The sequence below is a fragment of the Promicromonospora sp. CA-289599 genome (genome assembly GCF_050936155.1).
Classification (GTDB): domain Bacteria; phylum Actinomycetota; class Actinomycetes; order Actinomycetales; family Cellulomonadaceae; genus Promicromonospora.
The window spans coordinates 1038567-1058097 of sequence record NZ_JBNJNI010000001.1 but is presented as its reverse complement, the minus strand read 5'-3'; the positions used below and the strand labels follow the sequence as shown (position 1 = coordinate 1058097).

Sequence of the window (19531 nt, the reverse complement as noted above, 5' to 3'; positions counted from 1 at the left end):
GACCTTCGGGCCGCCACCGAACCGCACCACATCTCGTGAAGGATCATGGACGCCGACAGTCATAGTCCCTGCCCAGCCGTACGCCGTAACCCCGCAGGGCGGAGGTGGTGGCGTTGAGCTGGGTGATCTCACTCCTGCTGGGCGTCGTGGTGATCCTCGCGATCACCGCCGTGACGGGCTACTTCGTCGCGCAGGAGTTCGCGTACATGGCGGTCGACCGGGCGCGCCTGGCAGCCCGCGCTGAGGCCGGCGACGCCGGGGCGCGGCGCGCGCTCGGTGTGACCCGGCGCACCAGCTTCATGCTCTCCGGTGCGCAGCTCGGCATCACGGTCACCGGCCTGCTGGTCGGCTACGTCGCCGAGCCGCTGGTCGGTGAGGCCCTCGGTGAGGCCCTCGGTGGTGTCGGCGTGCCGGTCGGCACCGGTGTCGCGATAGGCACCGTCCTGGCGCTCGTGCTCTCGACGCTCGTGCAGATGCTGTTCGGCGAGCTCGTCCCCAAGAACCTGGCGATCGCGCGGCCCGAGCCAGTCGCGCTGTGGCTCGCGCGCTCCACCACCGTCTACCTCGCGGTCTTCGGCTGGCTGATCAGGGTGTTCGACGCCGCGTCGAACGCGCTGCTGCGCCTGCTCCGCATCGAGCCGGTGCACGACGTCGAGCACTCGGCGACGGTCCGCGACCTCGAGCACATCGTCGCGGACTCGCGCGCCAGCGGTGACCTCCCGGGCGACCTGTCGGTGCTGCTGGACCGCATCCTCGACTTCCCCCGGCAGGACGTGGAGCACGCCATGATCCCGCGGGCGCGGGTCGGCGTGGTGCACCCCGGGGACACCCTCGCGCAGGTACGCGAGCTGATGGCCCGCGGCCACTCCCGCTACCCGGTGGTCGACGACGACGGCGAGGTGGTCGGCGTCGTGCACCTGACGGACCTGCTGTCCGCGGGGCCCGCGGCGGCGACCGTCGCCGACCTGCAGCGTCCGGCGCTCGTCCTGCCGACCGCCATGGCGCTGCCGGACGCCCTCCGCGAGCTGTCGGCCACGCGGAACCAGATGGCGTGCGTCGTCGACGAGTACGGCGGGTTCGCCGGCGTGCTCACCGTCGAGGACCTCGCGGAGGAGCTGGTCGGCGAGATCACCGACGAGCACGACGACGAGATCGACCCCGTGACCGCGGCGTCGGACGGGGTGTGGGTCATGGCCGGCGACGTCCACCTCGACGAGGTCGAGCGGTCCGTCGGGCGCGACCTGCCCGAGGGCGACCACGAGACCATCGCCGGGCTGGCGATCGCCGTCCACGGCTCGCTGCCCGCGGCGGGCGACGTGGTCGACGTCGCGCTGCCCGCCGACCCTGCCGACCTGGTCGCGGCGGAGCCGCACGCGGCAGAGGTGCTCCGGATCGAGGTGCTCGAGGTGGAGCGGCACGTGCCGTCCCGCGTCCGGGTCACCGTCGTGGACGCACCGGCGGACGCCGAGAACACCGTGACCGCGAACGAGGAGGCCCGATGAGCAACCCCTGGGTGGTCGTCGCGGCCACCGTCGTCATCATCGCGCTGAGCGCGTTCTTCGTGGCGGTGGAGTTCGCGCTCCTCGCCGCCAAGCGGCACCGGCTCGAGGACGCCGCGTCCACCAGCCGCTCCGCACGTGCCGCACTCCGCAGCGCGAGCGAGCTGACGCTGCTGCTCGCGGGATCGCAGCTCGGTATCACCGTCTGCACCCTGGCCCTCGGCGCGATCACCAAGCCCGCCGTGCACCACTGGCTGACGCCGGTGTTCGAGACGTGGGGTGCGCCGTTCTGGGCCGCCGACGTCGCGGGCTTCGTGCTGGCCCTGATCATCGTCACGTTCCTGCACCTCGTGGTGGGGGAGATGGCGCCCAAGTCGTGGGCCATCGCCCACCCCGAGGCCAGCGCCACGATGCTCGCGCTCCCGATGCGGGCGTTCATGGTCGTGACCCGGCCGGTGCTCGCGGCGCTCAACGGCGCCGCGAACTGGTGCCTGCGCCGCATAGGCGTCGAGCCGGCGGACCAGGTGGCATCCGGGCAGGGCCCGGAGGACCTGCGGCACCTCGTGGAGCACTCGGTGAGCGTCGGGGCCCTCGACGTCGCCTACTCCGACCAGCTCTCCGGAGCGCTGGACCTGCGCCGGCTCACGGTCGAGGATCTGCTGGCGGCGCCCGCGACCCCGGCCGCCGTCGGGCCCGGTGCGACGGCCGCCGATGTGCAGGAGGCGTCCCGCGCCTCCGGCCACCTGCGGATCCTGGTGCAGGAACCCGGCCGCCTGCCGGACGGCGTCGTGCACGTGCGCGACACGCTCCTGCTGGCCGACGACGCGTCCGTCGCGGACGTCACCCGGCCGGTCTTCGAGCTGGCCGCCGACCTGCCGCTGCACAGTGCTCTGACGAGCATGCGGGAGACCGGCAACCTGCTCGCGATAGTGGCCCGGCCGGACGGCGCGGCGGCCGGCTACGGCGTGGTCACCCTCGCCGACGTCCTCCGCAAGCTCCTCCCACGCACGACGGCGACGCGAGTCGCCTGATCCGCCACCGCTGAGTGCGGGGTATTTGCGCCGGTTCACGGGTCTCGAGCGCAAATGGCCCGCACTCAGCGAGGAGGTGGGTGGGGCATGGGAGAATGGCGGTTGGCCCCCGCCCACCCTCACTACGGAGCGAGAACGCTTTGCCCATCCCCGGTCCTGCGCTCACGGCGCGCCTCCAGCCGAACGCCACAGCGCCCGAGCTGATCCGCAACTTCTGCATCATCGCGCACATCGACCACGGCAAGTCGACGCTGGCCGACCGCATGCTGCAGCTGACCGGCGTCGTCCAGTCGCGCGACATGCGCGCCCAGTACCTCGACCGCATGGACATCGAGCGCGAGCGCGGCATCACCATCAAGTCGCAGGCCGTGCGGATGCCGTGGGCGGTCGCCGACGAGGCAGGCACGCTCACGCCGCACGCGCTGAACATGATCGACACCCCGGGACACGTCGACTTCACGTACGAGGTCTCCCGCTCGCTGGCCGCGTGCGAGGGCGCCGTGCTGCTGGTCGACGCCGCGCAGGGCATCGAGGCGCAGACCCTGGCCAACCTGTACCTGGCCATGGAGAACGAGCTCGAGATCATCCCGGTCCTGAACAAGATCGACCTCCCGGCGGCGCAGCCGGAGAAGTACGGCGAGGAGCTCGCGAAGCTGGTGGGCTGCGAGCCCGAGGACGTCCTCCAGGTCAGCGGCAAGACCGGCGTCGGCGTCGAACCGCTGCTCGACCGCATCGTCCAGCGTGTCCCGGCCCCGACCGGCGACCCGAACGCCCCGGCCCGCGCCATGATCTTCGACTCGGTCTACGACACCTACCGCGGCGTCGTGACCTACGTGCGTGTCATCGACGGCGACCTGAACCCGCGCGAGAAGATCGCGATGATGTCGACGAAGGCCACGCACGAGCTCCTCGAGATCGGGGTCAGCTCGCCCGAGCCGCACGCGACCAAGGGGCTCGGCGTCGGCGAGGTGGGCTACCTGATCACGGGCGTGAAGGACGTGCGCCAGTCCAAGGTCGGCGACACCGTCACCAACGCGGCCAAGCCCGCCACCACGGCGCTCGCCGGCTACAGCGACCCCAAGCCCATGGTCTTCTCGGGCCTGTACCCGATCGACGGCTCCGACTACCCGATCCTGCGCGACGCCCTGGACAAGCTCAAGCTCAGCGACGCGGCGCTCAACTACGAGCCCGAGACGTCGGTGGCGCTCGGCTTCGGCTTCCGCGTGGGGTTCCTCGGCCTGCTGCACCTCGAGATCGTGCGCGAGCGCCTCGAGCGCGAGTTCAACCTCGAGCTGATCTCCACCGCCCCGAACGTCATCTACGAGGTGACGATGGAGGACAACACGAAGATCGTGGTGACCAACCCGTCGGAGTTCCCCGGGGGCAAGATCAAGGAGGTCCGCGAGCCTGTCGTCAAGGCCACGATCCTCACCCCCAGCGAGTTCGTGGGCGCGGTCATGGAGCTCTCGCAGTCCAAGCGCGGCGAGCTGCAGGGCATGGACTACCTGTCCGAGGAGCGCGTGGAGCTGCGCTACCACCTGCCGCTCGGCGAGATCGTCTTCGACTTCTTCGACCAGCTCAAGTCCAAGACCCGCGGGTACGCGTCCCTCGACTACGACACGTCCGGTGACCAGGTCGCGGACCTCGTGAAGGTCGACATCCTGCTCCAGGGTGAGCACGTCGACGCGTTCAGCTCGATCGCGCACCGCGACAAGGCGTACTCGTACGGCGTCATGATGACCGCCAAGCTCAAGGAGCTCATCCCGCGCCAGCAGTTCGAGGTGCCGATCCAGGCCGCCATCGGCGCGCGCGTGATCGCCCGCGAGACCATCCGCGCCATGCGCAAGGACGTGCTCGCCAAGTGCTACGGCGGCGACATCAGCCGTAAGCGCAAGCTGCTGGAGAAGCAGAAGGAGGGCAAGAAGCGCATGAAGAACATCGGCTCGGTCGAGGTGCCGAAGGAGGCGTTCATCGCCGCGCTCTCCTCCGACTCGGACGCCCCGAAGGACAAGAAGAAGTAGGTGCCCGCTCTTCCCTCCGGCATCCCCGTGCCCGACGACGGCGCGCTGCCCGCCTGGGTGCGGCCGTCGACCAACCTCGCCGAGGTGTCAGACGCCCAGGTCACCCGGGTGACACAGGTGTCTGACACGCAGCCGTTCGGTGTCTACGTGCACGTCCCGTTCTGCACGGTGCGCTGCGGCTACTGCGACTTCAACACCTACACGGCGTCCGAGCTGGGCGGCGGCGCCAACCAGGCGCAGTACGCCACGACGGCGCTGCTGGAGGTGGACCTCGCGGCGAAGGTCCTGGCCGACGCCGGCCGCGCGCCCGCCGCGGTCTCCACGGTGTTCTTCGGGGGCGGTACGCCCACGATGCTCCCGGCGGAGGACCTCGCCCGGGTGCTCGACGGGATCAGGGGCGCCTGGGGCCTGGCCGTCGCGGCCGAGGTCACGACCGAGGCCAACCCGGACTCCGTCACGCCCGAGTCCCTGCGGGTCCTGGCCGACGCCGGGTTCACCCGGGTCTCCTTCGGGATGCAGTCGGCGGTGCCGCACGTGCTCGCGACGCTCGAGCGCACCCATGACCCGCTGCGCATCCCCGACGTCGTCCGGTGGGCGCGCGACGCCGGGCTCGACGTGTCCCTCGATCTGATCTACGGCACGCCCGGCGAGTCCCTCGACGACTGGCGCACGAGCGTCGAGACGGCGCTGGCGACCGGCGTCGACCACGTGTCCGCGTACGCGCTGGTGGTGGAGCCCGGCACGAAGATGGCCGCCCAGGTGCGCCGCGGGGAGGTGGCGCTGCCCTCCGATGACGACCAGGCCGCCAAGTACGAGCTGGTCGACGACCTGCTCACGCAGGCGGGCCTGCGCTCGTACGAGGTGTCGAACTGGTCGCGTGCCGGGCACGAGTGCCGGCACAACATCGGGTACTGGCGCGGTGACGACTGGTGGGGCATCGGCCCGGGTGCGCACAGCTATGTGTCGGCACCGGTGGTCGACGGCGCGAGCACCCCCGTCGGCGTCCGCTGGTGGAACGTCAAGCATCCCCGTGCCTACGCCACCCGGCTCGAGGCCGGACAGAGTCCCGGCGCGGGGCGCGAGCTGCTCACGCGTGCGGAGGCGCACCTGGAGCGGGTGATGCTCGGCGTGCGGCTGCGCGAGGGTCTCGACCTCGGGGTGCTGTCCGACGCCGGCCGCACCGCGGTGGCGGGTCTGGTCGCGCGCGAGCTGCTCGACGGGCGGGCGGCGGTCGGCGCCGGAGGAGGCCCGGCACGTGCGGTGCTGACCCGTCGCGGACGCCTGCTCGCCGACTCCGTGGTGCGCGACCTCACCGCCTGAGACCGCTGTCGGCGCACGGTGTCGGAGTGCCGCAGGGTTTGTTTGCATGGTGGGCGAAATCGCCGATATCTTGTGCCGATTCATACCGTTACGAAGCGGCACCAGCACGCCTGACGAGGGGTACCCGCATGAGCAGCACCTACGGCGGCTGGAACCCACAGGATCCGAACCGTGGGCAGGACCCTGAGCCCTGGCGAGCGCAGCCCCCGCAGGTCCCGCAGCAGCAGACCCAGCCCTCGCAACAGGGGCAGCCGCAACCGGCTCAGCCTTCGCAGCCTCAGCCGTTCGACCCCTACGGCCCGCGCGATCCCTACGGCCGCCCCGCCAACCCGTACGGCAGGCCCGACTACCAGCCCTTGCGGCGGCCGGAACAGCAGGAACCGCAGCCGCAGCAGCCCGCACCTCCGCAGCGGTACCAGGAGCCCCCGGCCCAGCCCGGTCCGCCGCAGTACCCGACGGCCTCCGGCACGGAACGTCGGCCAGACGCGGACGGGCCCACGACGATCGGCAACGCGTGGCGCTGGGCCTGGAGCGCGTTCGGCGCGAGCTGGGGCGTCTGGGTGCTGATGAGCCTGCTGCTCGGCCTGGCGCAGGTCGCCGTCCTCCTCGCGTTCAGCCCGTCCACGATGGCCGCCCTGGCGAACTCGACCGACCCGGCAGCGGTCGACGCCGCACTGGCCGCGGGGCGGACGCTCGAGGCCAGGGGGCTGGCGGCGGCCGGCACCGCGGTGGGCTTCCTGCTGCAGGCGCTCCTGTACGCCGGCGCCCTCGCGGCGACGCGTACCCGCAAGGTCCGCATCCGCGACTTCTTCGTGCTCCGCGGCTTCGGCGGGCTCGTGGGGTTCGCGGTGGTCGCCGGAGCGCTCGGGTTCGCCGGCACGGCGGTGCCCACGGCCGGCGTGCTGGTGCAGGTGGTGGTCACGCTCGTCCTGGTCCCGGTGCCCTTCCTGCTGCTGGGCGGTGTGGGCTTCGGCAGGGCGTTCGTCCGCGGTATCGGCCTGGTGCTCTCGCACCTCGGGACCGCCTTCGGCGTCTTCGGCATCTTTGCCGGGCTGGTGATCGCCTCCATCCCCACGTGCGGGATCGGCCTCGTCGTCGTGGTGCCCGCGATGCTGCTGGTGGGGGCATATCTGGTCCAGCGCTGGACCGGGGAGACCGTCCAGGGCTGACCACCCGGTAACGACTCGGCAGTTGCACATGCGCAAATGCGGAGAAGAGGTGAAGGTGGGGCTGGATCAATGACCAGCCAAGGGGAACACATGAGTGAGAACACGCCGCAGGACCCGTACGAGCCGAACGCGGGTGGCGCCACCCCGCCGCCGTCGGACGGGCCGACACCGCCGCCGTCGGGCCCGGTGCAGCCGCCGGCTTACGGCGGGGCGAGCCAGCCCCCTGCCTACGGCGGACCGGCCGTGCCGTACGGGACGCAGCCGTCGGGCCCGTTCCAGGTCGGTGAGGCGCTGCGCTTCGCATGGGACCGGTTCAAGGGGAACTGGCTGTTCTGGGTGCTGTTCGTGCTGCTCATGATCGTCGTGTTCGGCATCTTCAACGGGAGCACGATCGCCGAGTACAGCGACCGGGTGAACGATGCGGCTGATTCCCAGACGTCGAGCGGCGTGGGGATGGGCATGGGGATCTGGACGGGCGTGGGCTTCGGCAGCGGGTCGCTCGGGCTCATCGGCTTCCTGATCCTGTCGGTGCTCTCGGCCCTGGGGATCAACGCGGGGCTGCGCGAGGTCTCCGGGGAGAAGGCGACCTGGGGCAACCTCTTCAAGGTCAGCAGCTACGGGAAGATCATCCTCACCGCGCTCCTGCTCCTGGTCGCCAACGTGATCGGCGCCTGCCTGTGCGGCCTCGGAAGTATCGCCCTGGCGATCTTCGCGCCGTTCACCTACCACCACGTGGTCGACAAGGGCCTGGGCGCCTGGACGGCCCTGGCCTCGTCGTTCCGCCTGGTGGGGAAGAACTTCGGCGCGGTGTTCCTGCTTGAGCTCGCGCTGCTCGGTATCAACATCCTGGGCTCGATCCCCTGCGGGCTGGGCCTGTTCATCACGGCTCCGCTCTCGATCGTCGCGATGGCGTTCGCGTTCCGCCGGATCACCGGCGGCCCGGTCGCGGCCGGGCCCGTCGCGGCCTGACAAGGATGACCATGCACTTGCTGCCAGGATCGCTCGGATCCTGGCAGCAAGTGCATGGTCGGCCTCGCCGAGCGGGCCTACTTGATGAGGCGGATGTTCACCGGGTAGCGGTAGGGCGCGCCCTTGTTGTTCTCCACGGCGGCCAGGATCATGAACACCAGCGCGGCGATGAACGCGAGGTACACGATCGAGCCGAACCCGAACGTGACGAGCGTGATGATCAGGGCGGCGATGTGCACGAAGACCAGCGTGATCTGGAAGTTCAGCGACTCCTTGGCCTCCTGGTCCACGAACCGGCTGCGGTCCCTGAACAGCAGCCAGATCACCAGCGGTGCGATGAACGACAGCAGGACCGGGCCGAGCTGGGCGAAGATCGCCCACATGCGCTCGTCCGACGGGGTGAGCGGCTGTGGCTGGTAGGGCGCGCCGGGGCTGTGGGGCGGGCCGTACCCGGGTCCCGGCTGCGGCTGACCGGGCGCGGGCTGGTTCGGATAAGGCTGGCCGGGCTGGGGTGAGCCGTAGGCGGGGGCCTGCTCCGGCTGCGGCGGGCCGGGCTGCTGCGGCTGGTCAGGCGGCTGGGGCGACTGCGGCTGCTGCGGGTTCTCGGACATGGCCATAACCGTAGAGGCTGTGGCGTACGAGATGGCTCACGACGTGGTCACGAAATCGATAAGTTCTTCGACTCGTCCCAGCAGCGCCGGGTCGAGGTCCCGGAAGTCGCGCACGGCGGAGAGGATCCGCTGCCAGCCGCGGGCGACGTCGGCCTGCGTCTCGGCAGGCCAGCCCAGGGAACGCAGGGTGCCGAGCTTCCACTCGGTACCCCGGTCGATGACGGGCCAGCGGTCCAGCCCGAGCCGCTCGGCGCGCACCGCCTGCCACACGTCGACATAGGGGTGGCCGAGCACCAGCACGGTGCCCTGCGGGACGTGGCGTAGTGCATCGGAGGTCAGCCGCTGCTCCTTCGACCCGGGGACCAGGTGGTCGACCAGCACGCCGACGCGGCGGTCGGCGTCGGGCGCGAACTCGGCAAGACGTTCGGCGAGGTGGTCCACGCCGTCGAGCATCTCGACCACCACACCCTCGACGCGCAGGTCGTCGCCCCAGACCTTCTCGACGAGCTCGGCGTCGTGCTTGCCCTCCACCCAGATGCGGCTGCCGCGTGCCACGCGGGCCCGCGCGCCGTGCACCGCCACCGATCCGGAGGCGGTGCGCGTGGGCTGGGCGGGCGCGCGGCGCAGGACGGGCGCGGTGAGCACCACCGGCTTGCCCTCCACCCAGAAGCCCGGGCCGAGCGGGAAGGTGCGGGTGCGGCCGCGACGGTCCTCGAGGACCACCACGTGCATCCCGCCCGACTTCTCGACGCGTACGACGGCGCCCACCCAGCCGGTCTCGACCTCTTCGACCACGAGCCCGGTGTCGGCGGGCATCGGCTGCGACGTCGGCCGGCTCCGCCCCCGCTGCGCGCCGGGGAACGCGGGGGACAGCACATCGGGCCCATACCGTTCGTCAACCACAAGCTGACCCTAGTTCCGCCGCCCCGCTGAGTGCTGGACATTCGCCCTTTCGGAGTGTCATCCGGGGCGAATACCCAGCACTCAACGGGGGACGCGGAGGGCCGCTTCCGTGCGGGTCGACACGCCCAGCTTGCGCAGGATCGCCGAGACGTGCACCGAAGCGGTCTTGGTCGAGATGTACAGCCGCTCCGCGATCTGCCCGTTGGTCAGGCCCTCCGCGACCAAAGCGAGCACCTGCTGCTCCCGCGGGGTGAGCGTGTCGGGCACGCCGCCCGCCGACGCCGACGCCGACGCCGACGCCATCGCCGCCGACGGCGCGGGCGACTCGGCCGGCCCGCCACGGCCCGTCAGACCGGCCCGGTCGACGATGCCCTGCGCCCGCTGGACGATCAGCCCCGCGCCGATCTTCTCCGCCTCGGTGATCGCCGACCCCAGCATCGACCGGGCGCCCGCCCGGTCCCCGGCCTCCAGCAGTCGCGCGCCCTCGCGGTACAGCGCGTACGGGCGCAGGTGGGCGGGCCCGGGGCCGGGCTGCTCGGCGACAGCCGTCCACGGGCCGCCGCCCAGCTCCGCCTCGAACACCGCGGACCACACGGGGAACGTCGGCCAGTGGGCGCACTCGGCGAGCGCCGCGCGGTACGGGGCGTCGTCCACGTCCTGGCCGGTCGCCCGGAGCTCGGCGATCGCCCGGGCCGACAGGGCGAGAGACGTGAGGTCGTAGGCCGGGCTGCGCGGATGGTCCGGCGCGACGACCACCGAGAGGCGCTCCAGCGCCGCCGCCGGCTCGCCGCGCAGCAGCTCGAGCTCCGCCTGGGTGCCCCTGCTGCGCGACCGGATCTGCTCCTCCAGGCGGCCGAACCGCTCCCAGGTGGCGGCCCTGTGGCGGGCCTCGGCCTGCGCCCGCTCGACGTCGCCGCGCCACATCAGGAGCCAGGCGCGGCGCTCGGTCAGGTAGGCGGTGTACACGCTGTCGTGGATCAGGGGCACCGTGCGCTCGTACCAGGCGGCCGCCTCGGCCCAGTCGCCACGCCCGATCCAGGCCTCGACGACGTTCCCCTCGATCATGATCCGCGAGCCCTCGGAGGCGCCGTGCCGACGTGCCTCCGTGACGCCCTCCTGGGCGATCTCGACCGCCCGGTCCCACTCGCCGACGAGGATCCGGGAGTCCGACCCGTTGGTGTAGTAACGGCTCAGGCCTTGCCAGACGCCCCCGGCCGCATCGCGGGCGGCGTCGATCTCGGCGAAGCCGCCGGAGTCGCCGCGCTGGACCCGGCTCACGCCGCGCAGGTTCAGGGCCACCGACACGACCTCGGGGCTGCCGATCGCGAGCCCGGCCTCGTAGGCAGCGGTCGCGGCCTCGATGCCCTCCTGGGTCCGGCCGTCGAGCATGGCGTGGCGCGCCCGCAGCATCAGGAGGTGGGCGCGGACGGCGTCGTCCCGGCCGGGTTCCACGAGCGCGAGGGCCCGCTCGATGAGCGCGGGCCCCTCGCCCGAGCCGGCGTGGCCCGCGATGAGCGCCGTGTCGGAGAGCATGCCGGCGAGGCCTGCGGGATCGTCGTCGGGCCACTCGGCGATCGCCTCGTGGGCCACGGCCAGGGCGCGGGTGGTCCGGGTGGACCCGCGCAGCGACTCGGCGACGGTGCGGAGCAGCGCGTGGTGCGGCAGGCCGGCCACGGCCTCGGCGTCGGGAACCTGTTCCCAGAGCTCCAGGGCGCGCTCTCCGAGCGCGACCGCGGTGGACGACGCGGCGCCGTCCGCCGCCGCCCGGTGCCCGACGACGGCCGCCGCGAGCGCCCGGTCCAGGACGCCGGCCCGCCACCAGTGGTCCGCTATCCGCGACAGCTTGGCGACGGACCGGGCGCGCCGGACGAGGGCGCCTTCCAGCGCCCGCGCGTACGCGGCGTGCAGACGGCGTCGCTCGCCGGGCAGCAGCTCGGCGTACACGGCCTCCTGGGCCAGCGCGTGCCGGAACGCGTAGCCGATGTCGGTGGTGACCAGCACCTGCGCGTCGACCGCCTCGCGCAGTCCTTCCTCCGGTTCGGGCCCGACGCCGGTGGTGACATCGGTCAGGACGTCGTCGAGCACGTCGTGCCAGACGCGCGGGCCGGCGGCCGCGACGATCCGGCAGAGGGCCTGGGCCTCGCGGCTCAGGTTCCAGTAACGCAGCAGCAGGATGTCGCGCAGGGAGTCGGGCAGGTCGGTGTCCAGGAAGCCGACCAGCTCCTCGACGTAGAAGGGGACACCCTCGCTGCGGTCGGCCAGGTCGGCCAGGTCGGCCAGGTCGGCGAACGGCTCGGCGGAGAGACCGGCGTCCAGGCCCGTGTCCCGGTCCAGCGCCGGGCCGTTCTGCGGGTCGGGGGAGCCGCCGAGCAGGTCGTGCGCCATCTCCCGGACCTCTGCGACGCCCAGGCGGGCCAGGTCGAGGCGGGTCGTAAGCCGGGCCCGGTCGAGCTCGGCCATGACGGTGCGCAGGGGGTGCGCCCGGCCGACGTCGTCGCTGCGGTAGGTGAGCAGCAGGAGCAGGCCGTCGGGTGCGGTGCGGGCGAGGCGGAGGGCGACGGCGCGGGTGACGTCGTCGGACCAGTGCAGGTCCTCGATGATCACGACGGCGGGGTGCTGGGCGGCGAGCTCGGTGAGCAGGTTCGCGAGGACCTCGGGAAGGCGGTCCGCTCCGGCGTCGGACGCCGGGGCGACGAGCTGCGGAGCGACGACGGACAGGGCGCCTGCCGCGGGCCCGGCCGCGGCGACCACTGCCTCGGGCCCCACGGTCCGGACGATCCCGCTCAGCAGCCCGGCGAGGGCGGCATAGGGGAGGGGCCCGGACCCTTCGTCGGCGCACTGCCCGGTGAGGACGGCGACGCCGTCGGCGCGCGCGGTGAGCTCGTCGAGGAGGCGGGTCTTGCCGATCCCTGCCTCGCCCGCGATCACGATCGTGCGGTTGCCACCCGAGCGGACTGCGTCGAGGGCGGCCGTGAGCTCGCCGAGCTCTCGGGCTCGACCCACCAGACGGGCGCGGGGAACCGGCATGGGCTCATCGTCCCATGCCGGTTCTTTGTCGGTCCGCTGGTCATGGCTGTCCTGCACGGGCTCGCGCCGTGCGTCAGGCGACGCGGGGGCGGGCCGTGCCCGCGGCCTTGGCCCGCCCGGCGTGCTCTGCGGCACGCTCGGCGGTGCGGTGCTCGGCCGCCTGCCGGCGGGCGATCTCCTTGCGCTCGCGGGCCACCCGCGACTGCTCGGCCCGGCGGTCGAGGTCCTGCTCGTTCGTGCGGTACTCGGCGTAGTCGGTGAAACCGAACATGGTGTTGCCTCCTGGTCGTCGCCGGCCCGTCGCCGGCGATGACTCAAGGTTCGTCCGTGAGGTACCGCCGGCGGATCGGGCGGTCGCCGCATCTTTCGGGCCGGGTCTGCCGAGGCGTTCTGCGGCGCCTAGGGCAAATGCCTTAGGCGGCCCCTCGCGAACGCGGCGGACTAGGGTGAGGCACCCTGACCTGCGGGTCTGTCCGTTCGGGTCCGGCCGGCGGGGACGGGTGGCGGGTCGGGGACTTGGCCTGTGGCGTGTGCCGCGTAGGATTGGCACTCGGCTGGCGAGAGTGCTGGAGCGCCGGCCGGAACCCGGGTGCAGGTCCCGGACGTTCTACCTGGGACGGAGGTGAGCGCGGTGAGCGAGGAACGCAGGCTCGATGTCTTGCGAGCGATCGTGGAGGACTATGTCCGGACACGGGAGCCCGTGGGCTCCCGCATACTCACCGAGCGGCACAAGCTCGGTGTGTCCCCGGCGACCGTGCGCAACGACATGGCCGCCCTGGAAGAGGCCGGCCTCATCGCCCAGCCCCACACCTCGGCCGGTCGCATCCCCACGGACAAGGGCTACCGCCTGTTCGTGGACCAGCTCGCCGAGGTCCGGCCGCTGACCGTGCCCCAGAAGCGCGCCATCGAGACGTTCCTGTCCGAGGCGGTCGACCTGGACGACGTGGTGGCCCGCGCCGGACGCCTCATCGCGCAGCTGACCGGCCAGGTCGCCGTCGTGCAGTACCCGTCGCTGCGCCGCTCCGGGCTGCGGCACCTGGAGCTCGTGCCCTCCGCCGAGGGGCGCCTCCTCGTCGTCGTCATCACGGACACGGGACGGGTGGAGCAGCGGTACCTCGACGTGCCCCTCGGGATGGACGACGCGACGCTCGGCGAGCTGCGCGCGCGCTTCAACGCCGCGGCCGCCGGCCACCGGCTCACCGAGATCGGCACCGCCTTCGCGCGAGTCACCGAGGCGATGCCCGACGAGCACCGCGCGCTGGGTACGGCCGTGGCCGAGGTGGTCACCGCCGCGCTCGCGGAGGAGAGCGAGGAGCGCATAGTGCTGGCGGGCCAGGCCAACCTGGCGCGTTCGAGCATGCGGTTCGAGCAGGGCCTGCGTCCCGTGCTCGAGGCCCTCGAGGAGCAGGTGGTCCTGCTCGGCCTCCTCACCGACATGACCGACGACGCGGGGGTCGCCGTGAGCATCGGCCACGAGAACCGGCTGGCGGGCCTGTCCGAGACCTCGGTCGTCACGTCCGGCTACGGCTCGTCCGACGGCGACACCGTCGCGATCCTGAGCTCGATCGGCCCCACCCGTATGGACTACCCGGGCACCATCGCCTCGGTGCGCGCCGTCGCGCGCTACCTGTCGCGAGTGCTGCCCAGCTGACATCCCCACCTTCCACAAACCTCCCCACAAAGAGAGAAATGTGACCGACTACTACGAGATCCTCGGTGTTCCGCGCGACGCCTCGCCCGAGCAGATCAAGAAGGCATACCGCAAGCTGGCCCGCGAGCTGCACCCCGACGTGGCAGGCGACGTGGGCGAGGACCGGTTCAAGGATGTCGCGCGCGCCTACGAGGTGCTGTCCAACCCGGACAAGCGCCAGCAGTACGACATGGGCGTCGACCCGACCGCGCCGGGTGGCGGCGCCGGTGGTGGGTTCGGCGCCGGGTTCGGTTTCCAGGACATCTTCGAGACCTTCTTCGGCGGCGGGCAGCCCGCCGGGCCGGTCCCGCGCGCCCGGCGCGGCAACGACGCGCTGGTGCGGCTCGACCTCGAGCTCGCCGAGGCGGTGTTCGGTGCCAAGCGCGAGATCCAGGTCGACACGGCAGTGGTGTGCAACACCTGTGCCGGAGACGGCGCACGGCCCGGCACCTCGGCGCGCACCTGCGACGTCTGCCACGGCCGCGGTTCCGTGCAGCGGGTGGCCCGCTCGTTCCTCGGCCAGGTCATGACCAACCAGCCCTGCTCCGCCTGCGGCGGCTTCGGCACGGTCATCCCCGAGCCCTGCACCGACTGCGCCGGCGAGGGCCGCGTGCGTTCGCGCCGCACCGTCTCCGTGAACGTGCCGGCGGGCGTCGACACCGGCACGCGCATCAAGCTCTCCGCGCAGGGCGAGGTAGGCCCCGGTGGCGGCCCCGCCGGCGACCTGTACGTCGAGATCCGGGAGCGCGCGCACGACACGTTCGTGCGGCGTGGTGACGAGCTGCACTGCACCCTCCAGGTCCCGATGACGGCGGCCGCGCTCGGCACCGTCCTCGAGCTCGACACCCTGGACGGGCTCCAGGAGATCGACCTGCGCCCGGGCACGCAGCCCGGCCAGGTCATGACCCTCAAGGGCCTCGGCGTGGGGCACCTGCACTCGACCGGGCGCGGCGACCTCAACGTGCACATCGAGGTCCAGGTGCCGACGGCCCTGGACGAGGAGCAGACGGCGCTCCTGCAGCAGCTCGCGGTCCTGCGCGGCGAGGAGCGGCCCGAGTCCCGCCTCGCGTCCGTGCACGGCGGCGTGTTCTCGCGGCTGCGCGACAAGCTCAGCGGGCGCTGACCGCCGACCCATGAGCGCGCCAGTCTTTCTCGCGGAGGCGTCCACCGCCCATCCGCTGTCCGAGTACGCCGCGGGCTCGGTCTACGTGCTCGACGGCGCGGAAGGCCGGCACGCCGGCGTCGTCCAGCGGCGCGGCCCGGGGGAGCGGATCGACGTCGTCGACGGCGCGGGCGTGCGCCTGCGGACCGTCGTCGAGTCGGTGGCCGGCGCCGAGGTGCACCTCCGGGTCGAGGAGGTGGACACCGAGCCCGCGCCCACCGTCGTCGTGACGCTCGTGCAGGCCCTCGCGAAGGGCGACCGCGACGAGATGGCCATCGAGGCCGCCACCGAGGTCGGCGTGGACGCGATCATCCCGTGGCAGGCCGAGCGGTCCGTCGTCGTGTGGCGCGGGGACCGGGCCGCGAAGTCGCGGGCACGCTGGGTGAGCACCGTGCGGGCCGCGACCAAGCAGGCCCGCCGCTGCCGCATACCCGACGTCGAGCCGCCGCTCAGCACCAAGCAGCTCGCGGCCAGGACCCGCTCCGTCGTCGCCGCGGGCGGGACCGTCGCCGTGCTGCACGAGGAGGCGAAGGCGGGCCTGGCGACGGTTGCGCTGCCCTCCGCTGGCGAGGTGCTCCTCGTCGTCGGCCCCGAGGGCGGGATCTCGGAGGCCGAGGTCGCCGTGCTGATCGAGGCGGGCGCGGTGCTCGCCCGCCTGGGCCCGCACGTCCTGCGCACGTCGACGGCGGGCCCGGTGGCGATAGCCCTGACAAGTACCCGCCTAGACCGCTGGTAGCCCGTTGAGTGCTGGGTATTTGTGAGTGGTGACGCGTCAATCCCACAAATACCCAGCACTCAACGGATGGGAGGGGTCAGTTCTGGACGATGAACTCCACGCGGCGGTTCTTCTCCAGGTCGGCGAAGGTCTTCGGCACGACCAGCGGGTCCGACTCGCCGTAGCCCTTCGCGGTCAGCCGGTCCTCGTCGACGCCGAGGTCCACCAGCCGGTCGAGCACCTCGTCGGCGCGGCGCTCGCTGAGCTCCTGGTTGCCCTCCCAGGTCCCGCGCGAGTCCGTGTGCCCCTCGATGCGGACCTCGACCTCAGGGTGCTCCTCGAGCACCTCCGCGGCCTCCCGCACCACCGCGCGGCCGTTCTTGGTCAGCTTCGCGCTGTCCGTGACGAACGTGATGTTCGGGATCTCGACCAGGTCCTCCTGGGCCTCCTCGCGCTCCTGACGGGTCGGCTCACGCTTCGGCTCGTCCTCCTCGGCCTCGTCCTTCACCGGGTCGGCCGAGGCGCCGTCGGACGGCGGGTCGCTCGCCTCGGGCGAGGGCGTCGCCTCGACGGAGGCGTCGTCCGTCGCGTCCTGCACCGCCGTGGCCTGTGGATCGCTCTCGGTCAAGGAAGCCTGGGCCGGCCCGAGGTCTCCGGACACCGGCCCGTTCGGCCCGAACGCCACCGCTGTCCGGACACCCTCCACGTCGCTCACCACGTCTGCGGCCAGGAGCGCGTCGACGTCGGTCGCCGCGGTCACGTCCGCGTCCCGGCCGGTGACCTCGACGTCCACACCGTGGAGGTCGGCAGCGGCGAGCGCGCTCTCCGCACGCTCGGTCAGGTCGGCCTCGATGCCCTCGCGGAACCCCGTGTCCTGGACACCCGAGAGCGCGCCCAGCCCGAGGACCGCGACGATGACCGGGGGCAGTACCGACCTCAGGTTCATGCCTTCGCCCCGGAGTCCGCCGACTTGGTGTCCGACTTGGTGTCCGACTCGGTGCCGTCGCCGACTGCCGCCGCCTCGGCCTCGTCCTCGGCGATCGCCTCGGCCCTGGCGTCGGCGTCAGTGATCTCGTCGACGTCGGTGTAGTCGACGTTCTTCTTGAACTTCGCCGCGCGGTCCTGCCCGCCGACCAGGTAGTCCTGGAACTCCTGGAGGCCGTCCTCGTCGCCGTCCGCGAGGTACTGCGCCTGGTGTGCCCAGTTCGCGGCCGCGGGCGCGAACTTGATGCCGCCCGTGGCGAGCGCGTCGCGCAGCTCCGCCTCGGACGCGGCCGCGACCTTGGCGTACGTCGTGTATCCGGCGGCCTTGAGTGCGGCCTCGATCTTCGGGCCGATGCCCTCGATGCGCTGCAGATCCTGCGGCTCGGGCTCGGGCTCGGGCTCCGGCTCCGGCTCAGCGGCGACGACGGCGGCGGCGGTCTTCGCCTCGTCCTGCGCGATTGCCGCGGCCTTCGCGTCGGCGTCGGCGATCTCGTCGACGTCCGTGTAGTCGACCTTCTCGCTGAACTTGGCGCGCCGCTCCTGCCCGCCGACGAGGTAGTCCTGGTACTCGCGCAGGCCGTCCTCGTCACCGTCGACCAGGTACTGGGCCTGGTCGGCCCAGCTCGTGGCGGCGGGGGCGAACTTGATGCCCGCCGCGGTCAGCGCCTCGCGCAGCTCCGCCTCGGACGCGGCCGCGACCTTGGCATACGTCGTGTATCCGGCCGTCTTGAGTGCGGCCTCGATCTTCGGGCCGATGCCCTCGATGCGCTGCAGATCCTGGGGCTCGGGCTCGGGCTCGGGCTCGGGCTCTGGCTCGGGCTCAGGGGCGACGACGGCGGCGGCCTCCGCCTCGTCAGCGGCGATCGCCGCGGCCTTGGCGTCGGCGTCGGCGATCTCGTCGACGTCCGTGTAGTCGACCTTCTCGCTGAACTTCGCGCGCCGCTCCTGGCCACCGATGAGGTAGTCCTGGTACTCGTCGAGGCCCTTCGTGTCGCTGTCCACCAGGTACTGGGCCTGATCGGCCCAGCTGGCGGCAGCGGGCGCGAACTTGATGCCCTGGCCCGCGACGGCCTGGCGCAGCTCCTCCTCGTTCGACGCGGCGATCGACGCGTACGTCGGGTAGCCCGCGGCGACCAGTGCGGACGCGATCTTCGGGCCGATGCCCTCGATACGCTGCAGGTCGTCGGGCTCGGTGGCAGCGGCGGCCTCGTCGGCGGGGGAGTCGGCAGCCTCGTCGGCGGGGGCGACGGCGGTGGCCTTGGTCGCGGCCTCCGCCTCGGCGGCCTTGCGCGCGACGGCCTCGGCCTCGGCGACGACGTCGGACCCGGCGGCCTCGACCTCTGCCTCGCCCGTGCCGCCGGCGCCTGCCTCGCCGGTGCCCGCACCATCGGTGTCGGACGTGTCGTCAGATCCCGTCGTGCTGTCCGCGACCGGCAGGACCGTGCCGGCCGCGGGCTCGGCCTCCGGCGTCTCGGCGCCTGCCTCCGCCGCGGTGCCCGTGGCGGCGACCGCAAGGGCGGGAGCGGGCTCGGCGGACTCCGCCTCGGCGCCGGATACCGGTTCGGCGACGGCGGCCGTGCGCGCGGCTGCCTCCGCCTTCTCCGCCGTGTGCTTGCCCTTGGCCCGGCGGCCCCAGACGAGCCAGCCGATCCAGATGCCTATCGCGAGGCCGATCAGGGCCGCGATGATGATGAATGCGAGCGATTGGGCGATGAACCAACCCACGCGAACCTCCAGGTGACTACTGCGATGTGTGGTGTGAGGGTGACGACGGGACCCGCGGGACGGAGGGCGACGAAATGGTGTCGCAGCGCGCCAATCTCCATCGAATGCCGCAAACTCTCCCACATCCCTTTCACCCGGGCATTACGAACTGTGTAACGGTACGGAAAAATATGCCCCGAGCCCCGCCAGGGCGGGCGTCCGGGCGGGCGTCCGGGCCGGCTCCGGGGGTCGGTCCCGACCCTCGCCGGTAGCCTGCAGAGCATGACGAGCACCGACAGCCCTGACTGCCTCTTCTGCAAGATCGTGGCGGGGGAGATCCCCGCGGACGTCGTGGCGTCGTCGGACACGGCGATCGCGTTCCGGGACATCGCCCCCAAGGCGCCCGTACACGTCCTCGTGGTGCCGAAGGAGCACTACCCGGACGTGCCGGCCTTCGCCGCGACGGACGCCGCGGGCCTGGCGAGCGTCATCGGGCTCGCCGACGGCGTCGCGAGCGAGCTGGCCGACGGTCAGTACCGCCTCGTCTTCAACACCGGGCCCAAGGCCGGGCAGACCGTCTTCCACGTGCACGCGCACCTGCTCGCGGGCGGGGAGCTACCCGGCTTCGCCTGATGTGCGACGGAAAGACCGTGGCGCCGTCCCTTCTGGTCGATAGGATGTGGAACATAGTCATCCCTACCGCACAAAGGAGCGGATCGGCCCCGC

16 protein-coding genes are annotated in these 19531 nt (G+C 72.3%); 10 read left to right on the top strand and 6 right to left on the bottom strand.

The genetic code is table 11. The annotated features are described in order from the left end of the window. Positions 1–113 precede the first annotated feature (113 nt). The 6 genes from ACQEVI_RS04685 (at position 114) to ACQEVI_RS04660 (ending at position 8009) form a co-directional block, all read left to right on the top strand. Complete coding sequence (locus ACQEVI_RS04685; protein ID WP_432895199.1) at positions 114–1502, top strand: hemolysin family protein; 1389 nt, start codon at positions 114–116, stop codon at positions 1500–1502. Further along, positions 1499–2530, top strand: coding sequence for a CNNM domain-containing protein (locus ACQEVI_RS04680; RefSeq protein ID WP_432895197.1), 1032 nt, complete (start codon positions 1499–1501; stop codon positions 2528–2530). Before ACQEVI_RS04685 ends, ACQEVI_RS04680 begins: the two co-directional genes overlap by 4 nt. A gap of 140 nt (positions 2531–2670) precedes the next feature. Further along, positions 2671–4551: a translation elongation factor 4 gene (lepA, locus tag ACQEVI_RS04675; protein WP_432895194.1), complete on the top strand. Its 1881-nt coding sequence runs from the start codon at positions 2671–2673 to the stop codon at positions 4549–4551. After that, the gene (gene hemW, locus ACQEVI_RS04670; RefSeq protein ID WP_432895192.1) at positions 4552–5871 is read left to right on the top strand and encodes a radical SAM family heme chaperone HemW; all 1320 of its coding nucleotides are present in this window, start codon (positions 4552–4554) and stop codon (positions 5869–5871) included. A 128-nt stretch (positions 5872–5999) separates the two neighbouring features. Continuing rightward, on the top strand, positions 6000–7040 hold the full coding sequence (locus ACQEVI_RS04665; protein ID WP_432895191.1) for a hypothetical protein: 1041 nt from the start codon (positions 6000–6002) through the stop codon (positions 7038–7040). Between the two features lie 90 nt (positions 7041–7130). Further along, positions 7131–8009, top strand: coding sequence for a hypothetical protein (locus ACQEVI_RS04660; RefSeq protein ID WP_432895189.1), 879 nt, complete (start codon positions 7131–7133; stop codon positions 8007–8009). Between the two features lie 77 nt (positions 8010–8086). Here the strand turns inward: ACQEVI_RS04660 and ACQEVI_RS04655 are convergent, their stop codons facing one another. The 4 genes from ACQEVI_RS04655 to ACQEVI_RS04640 form a co-directional block, all read right to left on the bottom strand. Further along, on the bottom strand, positions 8087–8620 hold the full coding sequence (locus tag ACQEVI_RS04655) for a DUF4870 domain-containing protein (protein ID WP_432895187.1): 534 nt from the start codon (positions 8618–8620) through the stop codon (positions 8087–8089). Between the two features lie 36 nt (positions 8621–8656). Further along, complete coding sequence (locus tag ACQEVI_RS04650) at positions 8657–9523, bottom strand: DUF3097 domain-containing protein (RefSeq protein ID WP_432895185.1); 867 nt, start codon at positions 9521–9523, stop codon at positions 8657–8659. 81 nt (positions 9524–9604) lie between these two features. Continuing rightward, on the bottom strand, positions 9605–12550 hold the full coding sequence (locus tag ACQEVI_RS04645; protein ID WP_432895183.1) for a helix-turn-helix transcriptional regulator: 2946 nt from the start codon (positions 12548–12550) through the stop codon (positions 9605–9607). A gap of 73 nt (positions 12551–12623) precedes the next feature. After that, positions 12624–12821, bottom strand: coding sequence for a hypothetical protein (locus ACQEVI_RS04640; protein ID WP_432895181.1), 198 nt, complete (start codon positions 12819–12821; stop codon positions 12624–12626). Between the two features lie 360 nt (positions 12822–13181). On the opposite strand from ACQEVI_RS04640, the gene hrcA reads away from it, so the two are divergent. The 3 genes from hrcA to ACQEVI_RS04625 are packed head-to-tail and all read left to right on the top strand — an operon-like array spanning position 13182 to position 16138. Beyond that, positions 13182–14201 carry a heat-inducible transcriptional repressor HrcA gene (hrcA, locus tag ACQEVI_RS04635; RefSeq protein WP_432895179.1) on the top strand — a complete coding sequence of 340 codons (1020 nt, stop codon included), beginning with the start codon at positions 13182–13184 and terminating at the stop codon, positions 14199–14201. A 40-nt stretch (positions 14202–14241) separates the two neighbouring features. Continuing rightward, positions 14242–15363: a molecular chaperone DnaJ gene (dnaJ, locus tag ACQEVI_RS04630; protein ID WP_432895177.1), complete on the top strand. Its 1122-nt coding sequence runs from the start codon at positions 14242–14244 to the stop codon at positions 15361–15363. 10 nt (positions 15364–15373) lie between these two features. Continuing rightward, positions 15374–16138 carry a 16S rRNA (uracil(1498)-N(3))-methyltransferase gene (locus ACQEVI_RS04625; RefSeq protein WP_432895175.1) on the top strand — a complete coding sequence of 255 codons (765 nt, stop codon included), beginning with the start codon at positions 15374–15376 and terminating at the stop codon, positions 16136–16138. A gap of 76 nt (positions 16139–16214) precedes the next feature. Here ACQEVI_RS04625 and ACQEVI_RS04620 read toward each other — a convergent pair whose 3' ends face one another. Together ACQEVI_RS04620 and ACQEVI_RS04615 are read right to left on the bottom strand one after the other, a co-directional pair. After that, positions 16215–17063 (bottom strand): OmpA family protein, encoded by an 849-nt coding sequence (locus tag ACQEVI_RS04620; RefSeq protein WP_432895173.1) that lies wholly within the window; start codon positions 17061–17063, stop codon positions 16215–16217. Beyond that, a complete protein-coding gene (locus ACQEVI_RS04615) occupies positions 17060–18826 on the bottom strand; it encodes a helix-hairpin-helix domain-containing protein (RefSeq protein ID WP_432895171.1) in 1767 nt (588 codons plus the stop codon). The genes ACQEVI_RS04620 and ACQEVI_RS04615 overlap by 4 nt, the downstream gene beginning before the upstream one ends. A gap of 261 nt (positions 18827–19087) precedes the next feature. Between ACQEVI_RS04615 and ACQEVI_RS04610 the strand changes: the two genes are divergently transcribed. Then, positions 19088–19438, top strand: a complete 351-nt coding sequence (locus tag ACQEVI_RS04610) for a histidine triad nucleotide-binding protein (RefSeq protein WP_357445759.1) — start codon at positions 19088–19090, stop codon at positions 19436–19438. Positions 19439–19531: the final 93 nt, after the last annotated feature.